The organism is Vibrio maerlii (assembly GCF_003415655.1).
GTDB lineage: Bacteria > Pseudomonadota > Gammaproteobacteria > Enterobacterales > Vibrionaceae > Vibrio > Vibrio maerlii.
This window is the reverse complement of sequence record NZ_QRHC01000002.1, coordinates 683,638-699,738: the sequence shown is the minus strand read 5'-3', so window position 1 is coordinate 699,738 and position 16,101 is coordinate 683,638. Positions and strand designations below refer to the sequence as shown.

General features: G+C 45.2%; 14 protein-coding genes. 5 read left to right on the top strand and 9 right to left on the bottom strand.

Going from position 1 to position 16,101, the window contains the following annotated elements:
- Window positions 1–57: 57 nt before the first annotated feature.
- Together DPF91_RS04085 and DPF91_RS04080 are read left to right on the top strand one after the other, a co-directional pair.
- On the top strand, window positions 58–852 hold the full coding sequence (locus DPF91_RS04085; RefSeq protein ID WP_117233138.1) for an SDR family NAD(P)-dependent oxidoreductase: 795 nt from the start codon (window positions 58–60) through the stop codon (window positions 850–852).
- A 206-nt stretch (window positions 853–1,058) separates the two neighbouring features.
- The gene (locus tag DPF91_RS04080; RefSeq protein ID WP_117233137.1) at window positions 1,059–2,600 is read left to right on the top strand and encodes a glutamate synthase-related protein; all 1,542 of its coding nucleotides are present in this window, start codon (window positions 1,059–1,061) and stop codon (window positions 2,598–2,600) included.
- A 105-nt stretch (window positions 2,601–2,705) separates the two neighbouring features.
- Here the strand turns inward: DPF91_RS04080 and DPF91_RS04075 are convergent, their stop codons facing one another.
- From DPF91_RS04075 to DPF91_RS04050, 6 genes are all read right to left on the bottom strand, one after another.
- Window positions 2,706–4,232: an MGH1-like glycoside hydrolase domain-containing protein gene (locus DPF91_RS04075; protein WP_117233136.1), complete on the bottom strand. Its 1,527-nt coding sequence runs from the start codon at window positions 4,230–4,232 to the stop codon at window positions 2,706–2,708.
- A complete protein-coding gene (locus DPF91_RS04070; RefSeq protein WP_206355535.1) occupies window positions 4,232–6,571 on the bottom strand; it encodes a beta-glucosidase in 2,340 nt (779 codons plus the stop codon). Before DPF91_RS04070 ends, DPF91_RS04075 begins: the two co-directional genes overlap by 1 nt.
- 9 nt (window positions 6,572–6,580) lie before the next feature.
- The gene (locus tag DPF91_RS04065) at window positions 6,581–7,705 is read right to left on the bottom strand and encodes an ABC transporter ATP-binding protein (protein WP_117233135.1); all 1,125 of its coding nucleotides are present in this window, start codon (window positions 7,703–7,705) and stop codon (window positions 6,581–6,583) included.
- 79 nt (window positions 7,706–7,784) lie between these two features.
- The gene (locus DPF91_RS04060) at window positions 7,785–8,597 is read right to left on the bottom strand and encodes a carbohydrate ABC transporter permease (RefSeq protein ID WP_117233134.1); all 813 of its coding nucleotides are present in this window, start codon (window positions 8,595–8,597) and stop codon (window positions 7,785–7,787) included.
- A gap of 3 nt (window positions 8,598–8,600) precedes the next feature.
- Window positions 8,601–9,476 (bottom strand): carbohydrate ABC transporter permease, encoded by an 876-nt coding sequence (locus DPF91_RS04055; protein WP_117233133.1) that lies wholly within the window; start codon window positions 9,474–9,476, stop codon window positions 8,601–8,603.
- A 127-nt stretch (window positions 9,477–9,603) separates the two neighbouring features.
- Complete coding sequence (locus DPF91_RS04050; protein WP_164684030.1) at window positions 9,604–10,875, bottom strand: ABC transporter substrate-binding protein; 1,272 nt, start codon at window positions 10,873–10,875, stop codon at window positions 9,604–9,606.
- A gap of 325 nt (window positions 10,876–11,200) precedes the next feature.
- Between DPF91_RS04050 and DPF91_RS04045 the strand changes: the two genes are divergently transcribed.
- Complete coding sequence (locus DPF91_RS04045) at window positions 11,201–12,163, top strand: LacI family DNA-binding transcriptional regulator (protein ID WP_117233131.1); 963 nt, start codon at window positions 11,201–11,203, stop codon at window positions 12,161–12,163.
- A gap of 142 nt (window positions 12,164–12,305) precedes the next feature.
- Here the strand turns inward: DPF91_RS04045 and DPF91_RS04040 are convergent, their stop codons facing one another.
- The gene (locus DPF91_RS04040; protein ID WP_117233130.1) at window positions 12,306–12,842 is read right to left on the bottom strand and encodes a GNAT family N-acetyltransferase; all 537 of its coding nucleotides are present in this window, start codon (window positions 12,840–12,842) and stop codon (window positions 12,306–12,308) included.
- 261 nt (window positions 12,843–13,103) lie between these two features.
- Between DPF91_RS04040 and DPF91_RS04035 the strand changes: the two genes are divergently transcribed.
- Window positions 13,104–13,901 (top strand): Cof-type HAD-IIB family hydrolase, encoded by a 798-nt coding sequence (locus DPF91_RS04035; protein WP_117233129.1) that lies wholly within the window; start codon window positions 13,104–13,106, stop codon window positions 13,899–13,901.
- 3 nt (window positions 13,902–13,904) lie between these two features.
- Window positions 13,905–14,480, top strand: a complete 576-nt coding sequence (locus DPF91_RS04030; protein WP_117233128.1) for a class I SAM-dependent methyltransferase — start codon at window positions 13,905–13,907, stop codon at window positions 14,478–14,480.
- 58 nt (window positions 14,481–14,538) lie between these two features.
- Here the strand turns inward: DPF91_RS04030 and yghU are convergent, their stop codons facing one another.
- Together yghU and DPF91_RS04020 are read right to left on the bottom strand one after the other, a co-directional pair.
- A complete protein-coding gene (gene yghU / locus DPF91_RS04025; protein WP_117233127.1) occupies window positions 14,539–15,399 on the bottom strand; it encodes a glutathione-dependent disulfide-bond oxidoreductase in 861 nt (286 codons plus the stop codon).
- Between the two features lie 123 nt (window positions 15,400–15,522).
- The gene (locus DPF91_RS04020; protein ID WP_117233126.1) at window positions 15,523–16,044 is read right to left on the bottom strand and encodes a GNAT family N-acetyltransferase; all 522 of its coding nucleotides are present in this window, start codon (window positions 16,042–16,044) and stop codon (window positions 15,523–15,525) included.
- Window positions 16,045–16,101: the final 57 nt, after the last annotated feature.

Sequence of the window (16,101 nt, the reverse complement as noted above, 5' to 3'; positions counted from 1 at the left end):
GGCATAGTATCAATACATCGCAATGATGATATGAAACATCAATAACGGAGACACAAGATGCAAAAAGTTATTCTACTAACAGGCTCTACAGACGGTATTGGCTTTGAAACAGCAAAAATGCTGGTAAATGAAGGTCATGAAGTACTACTTCACGGACGTAGCCAAGCTAAGTTAGACAAAGTACAGCAAGAGCTTGCTAGCATCTCAAATGCAACCACAAAGACTTTCGTTGCTGATCTTTCTAACCTTGATGATGTGCGTGCACTCTCAGCAAACATCAAAGAACAATACACTTCGATTGATGTGATCATCAATAATGCGGGTGTCTACAACACACCAACGCCTGTTCTGGCTAACGGTCAAGACATCCGCTTTGTGGTCAATACTCTGGCTCCATACCTATTGACCAAAGAGCTACTACCATTGATGAGCGAAAGTGGTCGTGTTGTGAACCTTTCTTCTGCTGCTCAAGGTACAGTGAGCATTGACGCACTGCTTGGTAACAAACGTCTAGGTGACGGTGATGCCTACGCACAAAGCAAGCTTGCTATCACGATGTGGTCACGAGTTGTAGGTGAAGAGCTAAAAGGCAGTGGCCCACTTGTTGTATCGGTAAACCCGAAATCACTGCTAGGCAGTAAAATGGTAAAAGATGCCTACGGCATTGCGGGTGGTGACCTAACGATCGGCGCTGATATCCTATTCCGCGCAACCCTTTCAGATGAGTTTAACGGCCGTCATGGCGCTTACTTTGATAATGATATTGGCGCATTTGCTCGTCCTCATCCAGACGCATTGAACGATGCCAAATGTCGTGAGGTGATCGATACCATCGAGAAGCTCATCGCTTAGTATCTGACAACGAAACTCAATAATGCAATCCCCGCTCTCGTAGCGGGGATTTTGTTTTCTTCGCTCTAATTTAGCTATCAACTGGCGAAGCCTCACTTTCTCATCAACACTTTGCTTACAACAGGTCATCAAAGAATGGCTATCAAACCTCAACGTTTTCACCTTCGATTGAGGCATACACATGAGAAGCATAAGGAAATCCAACGATGAGCAAACCAGTAATAGCGGATAACCGGCCTATAAAAGTCGAGTTAACCAAGGGGGAGGAATATTATTTCTGTACCTGTGGTAAATCGAACAGCCAACCTTTCTGTGATGGTTCACATGCAGGAACAGAGTTCAAACCTAAAGCCTTCACAGCCGAAGAGAGCGGTGATGCCTTCCTTTGCCAATGTAAACACAGTCACGCGCTACCCATGTGTGATGGCTCACACAAACAGTTTACGAATGAACAAGTAGGCCAAGAAGGTCCAGGTGTTCAAATACAAGCAGCTACCATCCCAACCGCATCAGCAACTAAAGAAGAACCGACTGTCGAATTTATCCACCAGCTAGCCCGTGAAGGGTTAAGTAAACTCGGTCACCATGGTCCGATGACCTCCATGGGGGTACCCCGTTATCAATTGCCACACTGGGATGATATCCAAGTTATGGTGGCGCAGATGGCCACTAAACCGCTGATGGAAGATGTCGCAGTTGGCACTGAACTCATTATTGGCCCGAACGCAAAAAAGCCGCTTAAATTAAAAATCCCACTGTTTGTGTCAGACATGAGCTTTGGTGCACTCTCTGAAGAAGCTAAGATCTCCCTCGCCAAAGGTGCTGAGATGGCCGGTACCGGTATTTGCTCTGGTGAAGGAGGAATGCTGCCAGAGGAACAAGCGGCCAATTCACACTACTTTTACGAACTCGCTAGCGCGCAATTTGGCTTTGATGAGAGCAAGCTCAAGAACGTCCAAGCCTTTCACTTTAAGGGCGGACAAGGTGCGAAAACCGGAACAGGTGGCCACCTGCCTGGCAACAAAAACATCGGTAAAATTTCCGAAGTTCGAGGCATTCCAGAGGGCGAAGCAGCAATCTCTCCACCGACCTTTAAAAATTTACATACAGCAGAGGATTTTAAACAATTCGCTGATCGAGTTCGTGAAGTAACTTGCGGTATTCCTATAGGATTCAAACTCAGTGCCAATCACATTGAAGAAGACATTCAGTTTGCCCTCGATGCGAGCGCTGATTACATCATTCTTGATGGTCGTGGCGGCGGTACCGGTGCTGCGCCAGAAATGTTCCGTGATCACATCAGTGTACCGACAATCCCAGCCCTTGCCAGAGCTCGTCGTTATCTGGATGAACAAGGAATGTCAGACAAAGTAACTCTGATTATTACCGGTGGTCTACGCGTACCTATGGACTTTGTGAAGGCCATGGCACTTGGTGCGGATGGTGTTGCCATATCTAACAGTGCGATGCAATCCATTGGCTGCGTCGCGGCTCGTATGTGTAACACCAACAACTGCCCCGCGGGTATTGCGACGCAAAAGAAAGACCTAAGACAAAGGCTCAATGTTGATAAAGCATCCAACCAACTGAAGAACTTCTTTGAAGCATCTACCGAGCTAATGCAGGTAATGGCTAGAGCGTGTGGGCATCATCACTTAAGCGAGTTTGAGCATCGAGATCTTGCTACTTGGAATGAGGAAATGGCGAAGCTTTCTGGGATCCGTTACTCAGGTTTCTATCAAAAGTAATCCGCGATAAAAACTCAATAGGCAGCCAATTTTGGCTGCCTATTGGTCTCTCCTCAGTAATATTTGTTTACCCGACACTTCAAAATCACGTGTACAACACGTCGTTTAGTCTTCAACAATTTCGATAGCTAAATTAAGATCTGTCGTTACTGTGACGCGTTCTTTCCCTTGCTTATCAGACGCACTAGCAACATCAATATTCACTTGGCCTAAGGTGCCAAATTGAAGCTGTTTAATCGCATAAGCATCTTGCAGTTTTGTATGAATAGTAAGCTTACGATTTGGTACATCAATCTTGATACCAAACACAAACTCAATCAGGATACTCACCAAGCTTAAACCACCCCAGCCCACAAAATCCTTCTTCGCAGGGATACCTTGACGGCCAAGCTCCGGTGTATAGTTTTCCCAGATGGTTCCCGTCTCGGCAAACACCTTAGCGACATGTTGAACGTGGTTCAAAGCGATATCGAAGGTCAGGTCATGTCGATCATGCTGCTCCAATCCTTTCAATACCATATAGTTGGTGGGTGCCCACACACCACCACGCCAGTAATCACCATTGTCTGTGTAGTGTTCACAATCTGCAGACATGGTTGGAACTCGATGTGGACGCTTGAAGCTGTTCTCATCTTCCAAATGCGCCAAGAAAGGCTCCATTCTTTGTTCTGGCACCATGTCCGTCAGCAACGCCCAATAAGGGGCAATGGATTTAATCGTCGAGAAAGAGTCATCACGCAAAGTATCAAAGTAGAACTGACGCGATTCATCCCACATCTTCTCGTTCACGACTTTCTTTAGATTAGTGACTTCAGCTTCGATGTCGGAAAGGTCTTCATCCGTTGCCAGTTCTTGCTGCATTTTTAACAATAAGGTTGCAGACAGATATTGATGCAAAGTCACATCAATCCAAGAAGAGTGGCTATGGTGCGAGAAGTCATACTTCTTCTTGTCAACTCGCAACTGGTTATCCATACCACATGACCAACCGCATCCCCAGTAAGTACCGTCTTTCCAAGTACGGTTGTCGGCAAACCAACGGTGCAAAGCTAAGACTGGTACGAAGATATCGCTAAGGCGTTGCTTATCACCTGTTTGCTCGTAATGCTGCCATTCCGCCCATGGCAGAATATTTGGTCCCGTTGACGTTGGATCATGACGGTGAAAATGGTTTTCACCGGTTGTTATCGAGATCTCTCGGCCAATAAAACCATCGATGAGTTGTTTCGCATACAGGTTATCTAGCGTACCAATGAACGGGAAAATATGATGAGCAAACTTTCCGAACATGGTGATAAACGCGCTGTCCCACATGAATAAATGGTTGTTAAATGCCGTATCAATAAAGTTCGAGACAAACCCATTCTCAGCCGTTGGCTGTCGCAAATTGCCAAACGCAATCTGCCAAGTTTTTAGGTATCCCGCTACTGCATCTGGATTTGCAGACCACTCAATTTGTGGCAGCTGAGATTGAATATCTTCGAAGCTAGGGAGAGGCTTATCCTCTGCCGATTTGTTTAGAAAGACGTTCTCACCCTTTACTTCCGGGTCAACGTAAATCTCAATGAATTCATTGCGTTTGTCTTCATGGACGATTGCCGCCCCTTCAAGCATATTATCGGCCCATGCCATTATGCACACTCCTCGTATTCTGCAACTTGTTGGCAAAGCTTCGTCAGCGCTTCGTCTAACTCTGGCTCAGTAAACTTCTCTTTGCAGAACAACACCATATTCTTAATTGGGAAGAATGAAATCACGGTTTCTGCGAAGTTCTCATCATTGTCACCCAAGTTAAAATCAATACCCGAGTGCTCAATAAAGTATTCAATTAACTCATCCGCATACGCTTTTGTAGCAGGATGGCCACGCAGTTCGCCAAAAGTTGAGTTAGTGTGGACAATGAAAGGCAACTTAGTCGTCGATTCAACACGGATTGAGTCTCTCAACTGTATATCCTGACACGAACTACCAATACGGATCTCAAATTCACCACTTTGAACACGCCAATCAGAGAGCTTCTCATCGTAGAAAGCGAAGCTACGCTTATCCAATATGAAGTGCACTGTTTGTGTTTCTCCTGCTTTTAGGTCGAGCTTCTCAAACCCCTTCAATTCAATCTCTGGGCGCAACACTTCTGATTGCTTGTCCGAGATGTATAGCTGCACCACCTCTTTTGCATCAATGTCACCAATATTGGTGACATTTAGCGACACTTGGACCGTTTCACCATCATTTATCGAGGGCTCAGATACGCATAGATTGCTGTACTCAAAGCGGCTATAACTCAGACCATGACCAAATGGGAACAACACCGGAAGTTTCTTGGTTTCAAAGAAGCGATAACCTACGTAAATACCTTCACGGTAAGCCACCTCATACCCCTCACCAGGGAAGTACTCATAGCTTGGGTTGTGCTCTAACTTTAGTGGGAAAGTCTCGGCCAATTTACCGCTTGGCGATACTACACCAAACAGTACATCAGCCACCGCTTCACCGCCCGCTTGTCCTGGAAGGTAAGCTTCAAGAATCGCTTTCACATCACCAACAAACGGCATTTCTACGGGTGCGCCATTGTTGAGAACCACGACCACATTAGAGTTCACTGCCGCGATTTCTCGAATAAACTCAACCTGTGCTTTCGGCAAACTCAAGTGAGTACGGTCGATACCTTCGGTTTCATAACGTTCTGGCAGACCACCGCAGATCACTACCTTATCTTTGCCTTGTGCTAGCGATTTTGCTTGCTCAAGCTTTTCAAGATCCACAACCTCATCGTACACACCGAAACCTTGGAAGAACTCTAGGTTATTCGAGTATTGCTGCATCGAATACCACGTATTAGTGACCTTGGTTGGATTGGTGTGAGAGCTGCCGCCACCTTGGTAGCGTGGCGTATCAGCAAAGGCACCAAATACCACAACCGATTCGTCTGCGTTCAATGGCAGTGCCGCTTGGTCGTTCTTCAGTAGTACCATACTTTCATGAGCAATCTTACGTGCGATTTCATGGTGTTTTTCTGCCTCAAAGCCTTCAACTTCAGGAAGGTTTTGAGTCGTGCGTACAATCAGTTTCAACACACGGCGAGCGGATTCATTCAATGCTTCAAGAACCTCTGGATTCCCTTCTAGCGCCGCTTCGACCTTCTTGTCATTCACGCCGTTACACGATGGCATTTCCAGATCGAGTGTTGCGAGAAGACCTTTTACTCGATCATTAGTTGCGCCCCAGTCTGTCACGACCACGCCATCCCAGTTCCACTGCTTGCGAAGCACATTATTCAGCAGGTACTGGTTCTCTGCGCCATATTCACCGTTCACTTGGTTGTATGAACACATTACCGTGTACGGGTCGGCCTCTTTCACTGCCGTTTCAAAGCTCGCAAGGTAGATCTCATGCAATGTACGCTGATCGACCTTTGCGTTAATGGTTAGGCGCTTAGTCTCTTGGTTATTGCAAGCAAAGTGCTTCGCAGAGGTCCCCACCCCAACAGACTGAGCACCTTGTATGTACGCCGCACCTAGATGTGATGATAGGTACGGGTCTTCTGATAGATACTCAAAGTTACGGCCACATAGCGGTGAACGCTTAATATTCAAACCAGGCCCGAGAATGACGTTTACATCTTCGGCACGACACTCAACACCAATCGCACGACCTTGCGCGTAAGCAAGGTCGCGGTTCCAGGAGGCGGCAAGACCGGCTTCTGACGGGAAGCATGTGGCTGGTACACTCTCGTTTTGACCAAGGTGATCTTCTTTCTCACCCTGTTTACGCAGACCGTGTGGTCCATCGGTTAACATCATTTTTGGGATGTTTAAGCGCTCGATGCCTTGTGAGTGCCAAAAGCCAGATCCAGAAAGTAGAGAACATTTCTCACTGATAGTGAGCTCTTCTAACCATTGCTCGATTTGCTGTTCCATCACTAAGTCACGAACATTCTTTGGGTCACGGGAGTTGCTAATTTGGTTCATGTTGTGCCCTTACAGAGAGATGTTTAATTCTGATTCCATATCGAAGATATGGCACTTGTTCATGTCGATGCAGAAGTGGTAGTTGTTGCCCACATCGCTCTCACCTGCTTTCTCATGTGGAATACGTGCACTGCATGGTTGGCCGTCTACTTCAAAGTAGATGTTCTCCTCAAAGCCCATGCGTTCAAGCGTGATCACCTCAGAATTGAAGCTGTTCGCTGTACATTCAGGGTGAGTTTCAGCATTACCAATGTATTCAGGACGAACACCAAACCAGATAGACTTACCCACCTGAGATACCACTTTTTGTGCTTTTTCTTGTGGCAGAGTGAAACGATCAGATCCAACCTGAACCATAACACTGTCGCCTTCTTGAATAAGATCTGCCTTGAGTAGGTTCATTGCAGGAGAACCAATAAAGCCTGCCACAAATTTGTTTGCTGGGAAGTTATATAGGTTCATCGGTGTATCTACCTGCATGATGCGGCCTTGGTTAAGCACACAAATGCGATCACCCATAGTCATGGATTCAACCTGATCGTGAGTCACATAGATCATGGTGGCTGGCTGCCCTGCTCTCTTTAGCTCTTTGTGTAGATTGGTGATACGGACGCGCATTGAAACGCGCAGCTTGGCATCAAGGTTTGAAAGCGGTTCATCGAACAGGAATACATCCGGCTTACGAACGATTGCACGACCTACCGCTACTCGCTGACGCTGACCTCCAGACATCTCTGCAGGCTTACGATCAAGAAGGTCTGTGATTTGCAGCTTTTCAGCCGCTTCACGAACGCGTTGATCAATCTCGTCTTTTGGAAGCTTCGCAACCTTTAAACCGAAAGACATGTTGTCGTACACGGTCATGTGTGGGTATAGCGCATAGTCTTGGAATACCATCGCAATACCACGATCTTTTGACGGCACATCGTTCATGCGCTCGCCACCAATATGTAGGTCACCGCCAGAGATGCTTTCTAAGCCTGCAATCATGCGAAGTGTGGTAGATTTTGCACAGCCCGATGGACCGACAAACACCATAAACTCACCTTCTTTGATATCGAGATCGATCCCGTGCACAGCTTTGAAGCCGTTGTCGTATTGTTTTTCAATGCCCTTAAGGGTTACTGCTGCCATAGTGTTACCTATAAATTCTTTTCTGCGTGCCGCCACGAGCAGCACGATTAAATTCGTAATTGAGTTATCTACTCAGTGCTTATTTCACTGCGCCATCAGTAATGCCGCTGACAATCTGGCGTTGCATGACAAGATAGAAAATGATGATTGGTACAATGGATAACACCAGGCCTGCCATTGCTAAGCCGTAATTACTGGTGTACTTACCAAAGAAGCTATACGTCATCAGTGGCAATGTGCGGTCCTCTTGATACAAGGTCAGAGATGGCAATAAGTAGTCATTCCACAACCACAGCGCGTTCAGTACCAACATGGTTGCAGTGATAGGCTTAAGTTGCGGGAAGATGATCTTCCAGAAAATGGTAAACTTACTCGCGCCTTCAATCGCTCCCGACTCATCCAAAGACTTTGGAATTTTGGCGATGAAGCTACGGTACATAAACATCGACAACGCCACACCAAATCCTAGGTAGAAATAAATAAGAGGTAGCTTGCCGTTTAGGAAGCCAATCTTGCCGAAGATACTCACAAACGGGATCATCACCGCTTGGAATGGGATAATCATCGAGGCCACCAAGGTATAAAAGATAACGCTCTTAAACTTGCTCGGTTCGCGCTCTAGGTAATACGCCAACATCGCAGGGAAAATAGTCAGTACCGCTAAACCAAAAATGGTGACAATTAATGAGTTACTCACTGCATTCAAGAAATCCATTCGAACAAAGGCTTCAACGAAATTATCGAACATCAGTTCTGTTGGAAGTGCGAGTGGGTCTTTTAAAATTTCAAACTTAGTTTTAAGTGAGTTAATAATAAGAATGGCAAATGGAAATACATAAAGCAGAGCCATCACCAAGGTAACAACAAATAATCCATTAGATTTATTTTTCATCTCTTACACCTCTTTCTTCTTGGTGAAGTAGACTTGTCCAACCGCAACAATAACTACGATTAGGAATAGAATAATTGCTTTCGCTTGAGCTGTTCCGTAGTTTTGATATAGGAAAGCTTCGTTATAGATATTCAGCGTTAGAAGCTCTGTTGAACGGTACGGACCACCTTTGGTCAAGGCTAAGTTCACGTCGAACATCATGAATGCATTCTTGAGCGTTAAGAACAAACAGATGGTAAAAGACTGCATCATCATTGGAATCTTGATTGAACGTAGAATCTGCGCCTTGCTAGCACCGTCAATACTCGCCGCTTCAAGCAGAGATTTTTGCACGCCCATAATGCCGGCAATGTAGATCAGCATCATGTAACCGGATTGCTGCCAAACACTTACAATAACCAACGCCCAGAATGCTTTATCAGGATCAGATAGCCATGGGTCAAGGAAGAGTTCAAAACCTGTAATATCACCGACCGTTACGAAAATACGGTTGAAAATGAACTGCCAAATGAAACCTAGAAGAATACCACCAATTAGGTTCGGCATAAAAAAGGCTGAACGCAGTCCATTTTGACCTTTAATACCAGAAGTAATTAACAGTGCTAAGCCAAAACCCAGTACATTGGTAAGTACTAAACAATAAAACACATACTTAAGCGTGGTTGAAAATATAGTTAAAAAGTTTTCATCGCTGAATGCATTAATATAATTTTGAAAGCCAACAAATTCACCAATAGTAAAACCATTCCAATTAGTAAAGGTAAGTACAATACCCATAATAAACGGAATAAATAATACCGTGGTAAAGGCAAATAACGGGATAAATGCGAAGGTGAAGAAGTCCTTCACACCATCTTTTCGTACGGTGCTAAGAAGCATAATGTGTTTCCTAAATCTAGCGTGGGAAGTTCGCTAAGTGATGATGGCGAGCAGACCAGCCTGCCCGCCATTTATATCCGTTTGAGCAACTCTCGAACAAACACATGCTCAAACTGATATTTGTGGGTTATTTAGAAGTCCAGTACTTCTCAAATTCCCCTGCAAGAGCGGTGCGGTCAATAACTCCGCCCAAGTATTTCTGCATTGATGCACCCATAGACGGGAAAGCATCACCTGGGTAGTACATGTTCACCCAGTTTAATGTCTCGCCCGCTTTCATTTTCGCTAAGATAGCTTGAGAAAGCTCATCCGCTGGCTGCTGTTCGATGTTGTCGTAAACAGGAATAAAGTTCATTTGGTTGACGTATGCATCAGTACCCGCTTCTGACGTGAATAGCCAGTTCAGGAAGTCCTGAGCACCCGCTCGCTCTGCTTCTGTTGATTGAGCAGAATCGATAGTGAAGTACATTGGAACACCAACAGAGATTGCGTTATTACCCGCAAAGCTTTCATCGTTGCTCACTGGTACAGGTAGGATGCCGAACTCACCTTCTGCATTTAGCTCATTAAGCATGGTGTACGCCCAGTTGCCTTGAAACCAAAGGCCGACTTCACCCGATGCCAAAGCCATCGCACTTTCATCATAGGTCGGTGCGAGTGGTGAACGCTTCGATTTGTTGTGCTTTTTCATAAGGTCAAACGTATCAACCCAACCGTTGTATACGTCGCTTTTTTGCAGTGAGATTTCACCCGCTTTGATTGCTTCCAGTGCTTCAAGGTTGGAACCTAAGTCAGAACCTTGGTTAGCGAAGAGTACGTTTGAGAAGTGTGCGCCCAAAGACCAGTCCATTGGTGAAACACTGACTGCATCAACATTCTCAAGCGCTGATATTTGGTCAAATAGCGTTGCTAGCTCAGCCTGTGTATTGATGCTCGCAGGGTCAAACTGACCACCAACAGCTTGATCAAGTACCGCTTTATTGTAGATAAAACCGAATGACTCAACAGTAATAGGAAGGCCTAGCACTCGCTCGCCATCTTTTACGACTTCATAAGTACCTGGGTAAGCGTTCTCAATCAGTTCAGATTGGCTAAAGTCCATCAGTTTATCTTTCAACTCTTGCGCTTCTTGACCCATTACCATAATCGTAGGGGCATTGTTCGACGCATATAGCGCGGTCATTCGCTCGTAAGCATTTCCATCAATTGGTAGAGAAACAAGCTCATACTTATCCTGAGATGCATTGTATGCAGTCATCGCATCCTCGAACTGAGGTGCAATTTCACCCTTTATAGTACCTAGGATGGTTACCCTAGTTGTGTTTGCAGCTGCGGAATCATCGTTACCACAGCCAGCCAGTAATACAGCTGGGATAAGTAGGGCGAGGGCTTTTTTCATTGTTGGCTCCGTCATTGTGTCGTTACCGGTCTCATATTGGCCGGTTTACTTATAGTTTTTCAAGCCTCATCAGCTTGGTTCATTTTTAAGTTAACAGAACCCATTGACTAGGATCTGTGATCAATTCGACAATTACGTAACCGGTTACGTAAATATCAAATTCAACATGACACCGATCACATTAACCCACCTACAAACCACCCAAAAACCTCTAAAAACGAACAAAAAACAGAAATGTGAGCTTAATCATTGAGTAACCGGTTACAAAGAGACACAATAATGCTCGTTCCAATACATCTACATTTACTATAAGAACTAGAACTCTATGAGCAGTAACCCAATCAACATCAAGAAAGTCGCAGAGATGGCGGGCGTATCTGTTGCCTCTGTAAGCCGCACCATCAATGGTAAAGACGGCGTGGGTGAGGCTACGAGGCAAAAGGTATTAGAGACGTGTAAAAAGCTCAATTACAACCCAAGTATGACTGCACGTAAGTTAAGCTCAGGTAAGGATGCATCGGTAGCGATTCTATTGAGCAATAACGACTCGCAGCTTTCTCCTTACGTAACATTGATCTACAAACATCTATTAGGTGAACTGCAAAAACGCGGTTTAGTACCGGAGATCGTTCAGCAAGAAGATATTCAATCAATCCCAAACATTGCAGCCTCTTGTGTTGTTATCGGAGCAACACAGAATGACGCTCGAGTTCCTATCCTTAGAGAGATGCAGATCCCTTACGTCACCATAGGCAAACAAAACGAGGGTTGGTGGGTCGCACCAGATGAATTTATGGGTATTCGTCAAATCACGCTCGATCTAATCAACCAAGGCAAGAAACGTATTGGTTTTGTTGTTGCAGAAGACATCGATGATGTCAGCCACAACACTCGATACCAAGGCTACGTAAATGCGCTACAAAGTACCGGGCTTCCTCAACGCTCTATCGTGTTCGAAGGTCGTCATTTTCAAGGGATGCACGCCTGCTCTCACTTCTATCGTCACCCCGAGTTGCTGACCGAACTTGATGCGCTAGTGTGTAATACCGACGAAATTGCTTTAGGCGTGTTAGAAGTAATTCGCCACAAAGAGATTCAAGTGCCTCAAGACATCGCTATCACCGGCTTTGATGACTTACCTGTTGTGGCTAATGAGCTCACGACTATTCGACAAGATCTCGAGCATATCGCCTCAAAAACGGTGGAACTGCTAGATCAAGCACGTGTTGGCGAGACGCCTTATAGTGTGATTAGTCAGGTTGAAGTAATTCGACGGAAGACGAGCTAGAGAGCTAGAGAGCTAGAGAGCTAGAGAGCTAGAGAGCTAGAGAGCTGATATTGGGGGTTGACGTTAGTGCGTCAACCCTTTTTAGTGCGTTAGGCTACAGAACCTAGGTATCTAGTTTTCCTGCAGCGCAGCGATTTGCTTGTTACCATAGCTCCGGCTTGTTAAAACCTTCGACACATTCAGAGCCACCAGCGATTGCAGTTAACGGTTCTTCTGTTAGTGACTGTGCCAACCAGCCGTGAGGGTAGCTTAGCTTCTGAGGCGCTTTAAACTGCTCTTCTGTAATACGCTCGAAACCAACACGTGTGTAGTATTGCGGGTCACCGTAAGTGAAAGCGAGTGACACACCCTCCGCACGCATAGCTTCTAAGCCATGTTTAATCAATGCTTGGCCAACACCCTTGCCTTGGTATTCAGTCAGAACCGCTACTGGGGCAAGTAAGAAGGCTGTTTTATCCGATTCAAACGTCAGATGAGTAAATAAAATAGCGCCGGCCATTTTGTTGCCATCCATTGCGACAAAGACGCGAATATCCGTTTTAGGTGTTGTCGCAACAAGGCTTTCAACCAACTCACCGAGAACTTTACCCTCATCAACACCTTCTGAATCAGAAAAAGTTTGAGTAAATAGTCGCTTTAATTCTTCAAGTTGTTCCGCTTTATACATTTGGTAGTTCATTTTTCATTCCTAAGCTTGGTCATCCGAACTTGCTATCTCAACGGTGACACTATGTATTCAATGAGCGCAGCTTAAACTGTGAAGTAATAGACAGGTCAACCCTAAAGTAAAAAAGAAAGGAATTAAAAGAGGAAAGGAATTAATAGAAATAGTCATTGAAAAAAGACCGATATCAGGTAGTTTAGAGCTCAAATTTTGTGATAAAAATCACTGCATAATAATAAGGCTGCATAGCCGCCCTGATTACAGAGAAAATAGTCAATGACCTCAACAAACATCAAATTCATCGCTTCTGATATGGATGGCACACTACTCGACGAGTACAGCCGCCTAAACCCTGATTTTTATGACGTTTTTTATCAGCTACAAGATAAAGGCATCATCTTCGCAGCCGCTTCCGGACGCCAGTATTACAGCCTGATAGACACCTTTGCCCCCGTGAAAGACAAAATGATGTTTGTCGCTGAGAACGGCACCCTCGTTATGCACCAAGGAAAAGAGATATACAGCTGTACTATCGACACGCCGTCTATCCATGAAATCATCAAGTCAGCGCGTGAAATTGAAGGCGCTCACTTGGTATTGTGTGGTAAGAAATCTGCTTATATTGAAACCAAGCATCAACACGCACTGGAAGAGTTCCAAAAGTACTACCATCGTTGTGAGTACGTCGACGACCTACTTAAGGTCGATGATGAGTTTATCAAGGTCGCCATCTGTCATTTTGGTGGTACAGAAGAGCTGGTATTTCCGAAGATGAATGAAGAATTTGGTGAAAGTCATCAAGTGGTGGTCAGTGCAAAAATCTGGCTAGACCTAATGAATGCTCAAGCATCAAAAGGCGCTGCGATTACTCATCTACAGAACACATTAGGCTTTACCGTAGAAGAGACCATGAGCTTCGGTGATTATCTCAACGATCTTGAGATGCTTGACGTCAGCTACCATTCGTACGCAATGGATAACGCTCATCCAAAGGTAAAGGAAGTCGCTCGCTTTAGTGCACCAAGCAATACAGACTCTGGCGTTTTAAAAGTAATTAAAGAAAAGGTTCTGTAGTTTATGAAGGTCCGTGACAGCGGGATGCCTGAAGAGAGTTACTGGGCAAGTTTCTTTGATACAAACAAAGCCATTACCCGCCTTCTCCCTGAGTCGAACTTAGTTGGTGATTGGTTTGAGATTGGCTGTGGTTACGGAACCTTTAGTCTGCCGGCTGCAAGTCGAATCCAAGGGCATCTGCATTCGTTTGATATCGAACCTGAAATGGTTAAAAACCTGACACACAATATTAAGCAGCAAGGTTTGACTAACGTAACAGCTGTATCACGTGACGTGATTTCAGAAGGCACTGGCTTTGCACCTAGTAGCAAACAAGGTGTGATGATCTACAACCTTTTACACCTTGAATACCCAGTCGCATTGTTAAAGGAAGCGTACCGCTGTCTCGAAGATGGCGGCTGTTTATCCGTCATTCATTGGCGAAGTGATATCCCAACCCCAAGAGGGCCATCACTGGATATTCGACCAACACCTAAACAAAGCATCGAATGGATGAAGCAAGCAGGGTTTAGCAAGATTGAACCTGTTTCCATTGAAGAGAGCTGCCCGTATCACTATGGAATACTGGCCTGGAAGTGACTTGACCCTGCACAAAAAAGCGCACCGAGGTGCGCTTAAATCTAACTGTATCAACACATTACTCTGGACGTTTCGCTAGAGCTTGATCAATATCAGCGGCTGAGTGGCGTTCGGCAACTTGCTCCCACTCCTCACCCCATTTACGGTTAACAATGCGACCGCGTTTGACTGCCTCACGTTGGTCAATTTGTTCTGCCCAACGTCTCACATTCTTGTAACTTTCTACGTCTAGGAACTCTGCTGCATCATACATACGGCCAAGTACGGTTGCGCCATACCAAGGCCAGATCGCGATGTCCGCGATGCTGTACTCATCACCTGCAATGTACTTTGTCTTAGCGAGTTGCTTGTCCAACACATCTAATTGACGTTTCGCTTCCATGGTAAATCGGTTGATTGGGTACTCAAACTTCTCGGGAGCGTACGCATAGAAGTGACCGAAACCACCACCAAGGTATGGTGCCGAGCCGTGAAGCCAAAATAGCCAGTTCATCACTGAAGCGCGTGCTGCAAAGTCATTTGGCAGGAAGTAGCCAAACTTCTCAGCCAGATACACGAGGATCGAACCAGACTCGAAGACATTAATTGGTTCAAGGAATGAGTTATCAACCAGAGCAGGGATCTTTGAGTTTGGGTTTACATTAACGAAGCCCGAACCAAATTGATCTGCATCTAGAATAGAAATTAGGTGTGCATCGTATTCCGCATCCTTCACGCCAAGAGCAAGCAACTCTTCAAGCATAATCGTCACTTTCTGACCATTAGGCGTCCCCATCGAATACAGCTGGATTGGGTGTTCACCAACTGGCAGCTCTTTCTCATGACGAGCACCAGAATCTGGGCGGTTAATACTTGCAAACTGACCACCATTTTCTTCTTCCATTGTCCAAACTTTTGGTGGGGTATATTCGTTAGCCATAGTCACTCCTGACAGGTTACTTCGAGCCAAAGTTCGACACTTACCGGACTCGAATTTTTAGTGTGTTAGTAAACAATATGAACGCTTGAATGAGTATTCAAGGGTTGAGACCAATTAAAGCCGTTAGAACGGAATACCAATGAGTTTTACAGGTTGATTCGGCCATTCTTGATTGAGGCTCTTCACCATAACGTGATCAACCTTGACCCAACTTTCTCCATCAAAACTACAACTCATGTTGCCAACACCCTGATAACCGCTAGAACTGTAGACTTCAGTGTCACCAAAAAGAACAGAGAACTCATCCCCTGCTTCTGCACGCTGTTGATGGATCTCTGCAAGTAGCTCTTTCACTAAACCCTTGCCTCGATAATCCTCAGCCACACAGACTTCAGCAATACCACATATTGGCTTAGATACACCGTCGATTAAGACCTGCTTTTCATGCACCGCAACATGCGCAATCAATTGCCCTTGGTGCCAACGCATATATCGATGTTGAGGTTTATCCTTAAAAAAACGTTGGCAACGAAATACCTCTGCAGCATCACCATTCACAAAACACGTGCTCAGCAATCCTCGTAGCTCTGAGTCGAGCGATTCATCTACTTGATGATCTTCAAGATAGGTTGGTTCTTTCAGCATAAAAATACCCTAAGACAGACTTTGCCCTAGGGTATCGATTTAGATACGTAACTAATG

What these genes read in the sequence shown, in the direction of transcription:
- DPF91_RS04085 (WP_117233138.1), top strand. Translation starts at nt 58, where the DNA reads ATGCAAAAAGTTATTCTACTAACAGGCTCTACAGACGGTATTGGCTTT.
- DPF91_RS04080 (WP_117233137.1), top strand. Translation starts at nt 1,059, where the DNA reads ATGAGCAAACCAGTAATAGCGGATAACCGGCCTATAAAAGTCGAGTTA.
- DPF91_RS04075 (WP_117233136.1), bottom strand. Translation starts at nt 4,232, where the DNA reads ATGGCATGGGCCGATAATATGCTTGAAGGGGCGGCAATCGTCCATGAA.
- DPF91_RS04070 (WP_206355535.1), bottom strand. Translation starts at nt 6,571, where the DNA reads ATGAACCAAATTAGCAACTCCCGTGACCCAAAGAATGTTCGTGACTTA.
- DPF91_RS04065 (WP_117233135.1), bottom strand. Translation starts at nt 7,705, where the DNA reads ATGGCAGCAGTAACCCTTAAGGGCATTGAAAAACAATACGACAACGGC.
- DPF91_RS04060 (WP_117233134.1), bottom strand. Translation starts at nt 8,597, where the DNA reads ATGAAAAATAAATCTAATGGATTATTTGTTGTTACCTTGGTGATGGCT.
- DPF91_RS04055 (WP_117233133.1), bottom strand. Translation starts at nt 9,476, where the DNA reads ATGCTTCTTAGCACCGTACGAAAAGATGGTGTGAAGGACTTCTTCACC.
- DPF91_RS04050 (WP_164684030.1), bottom strand. Translation starts at nt 10,875, where the DNA reads ATGAAAAAAGCCCTCGCCCTACTTATCCCAGCTGTATTACTGGCTGGC.
- DPF91_RS04045 (WP_117233131.1), top strand. Translation starts at nt 11,201, where the DNA reads ATGAGCAGTAACCCAATCAACATCAAGAAAGTCGCAGAGATGGCGGGC.
- DPF91_RS04040 (WP_117233130.1), bottom strand. Translation starts at nt 12,842, where the DNA reads ATGAACTACCAAATGTATAAAGCGGAACAACTTGAAGAATTAAAGCGA.
- DPF91_RS04035 (WP_117233129.1), top strand. Translation starts at nt 13,104, where the DNA reads ATGACCTCAACAAACATCAAATTCATCGCTTCTGATATGGATGGCACA.
- DPF91_RS04030 (WP_117233128.1), top strand. Translation starts at nt 13,905, where the DNA reads ATGAAGGTCCGTGACAGCGGGATGCCTGAAGAGAGTTACTGGGCAAGT.
- yghU (WP_117233127.1), bottom strand. Translation starts at nt 15,399, where the DNA reads ATGGCTAACGAATATACCCCACCAAAAGTTTGGACAATGGAAGAAGAA.
- DPF91_RS04020 (WP_117233126.1), bottom strand. Translation starts at nt 16,044, where the DNA reads ATGCTGAAAGAACCAACCTATCTTGAAGATCATCAAGTAGATGAATCG.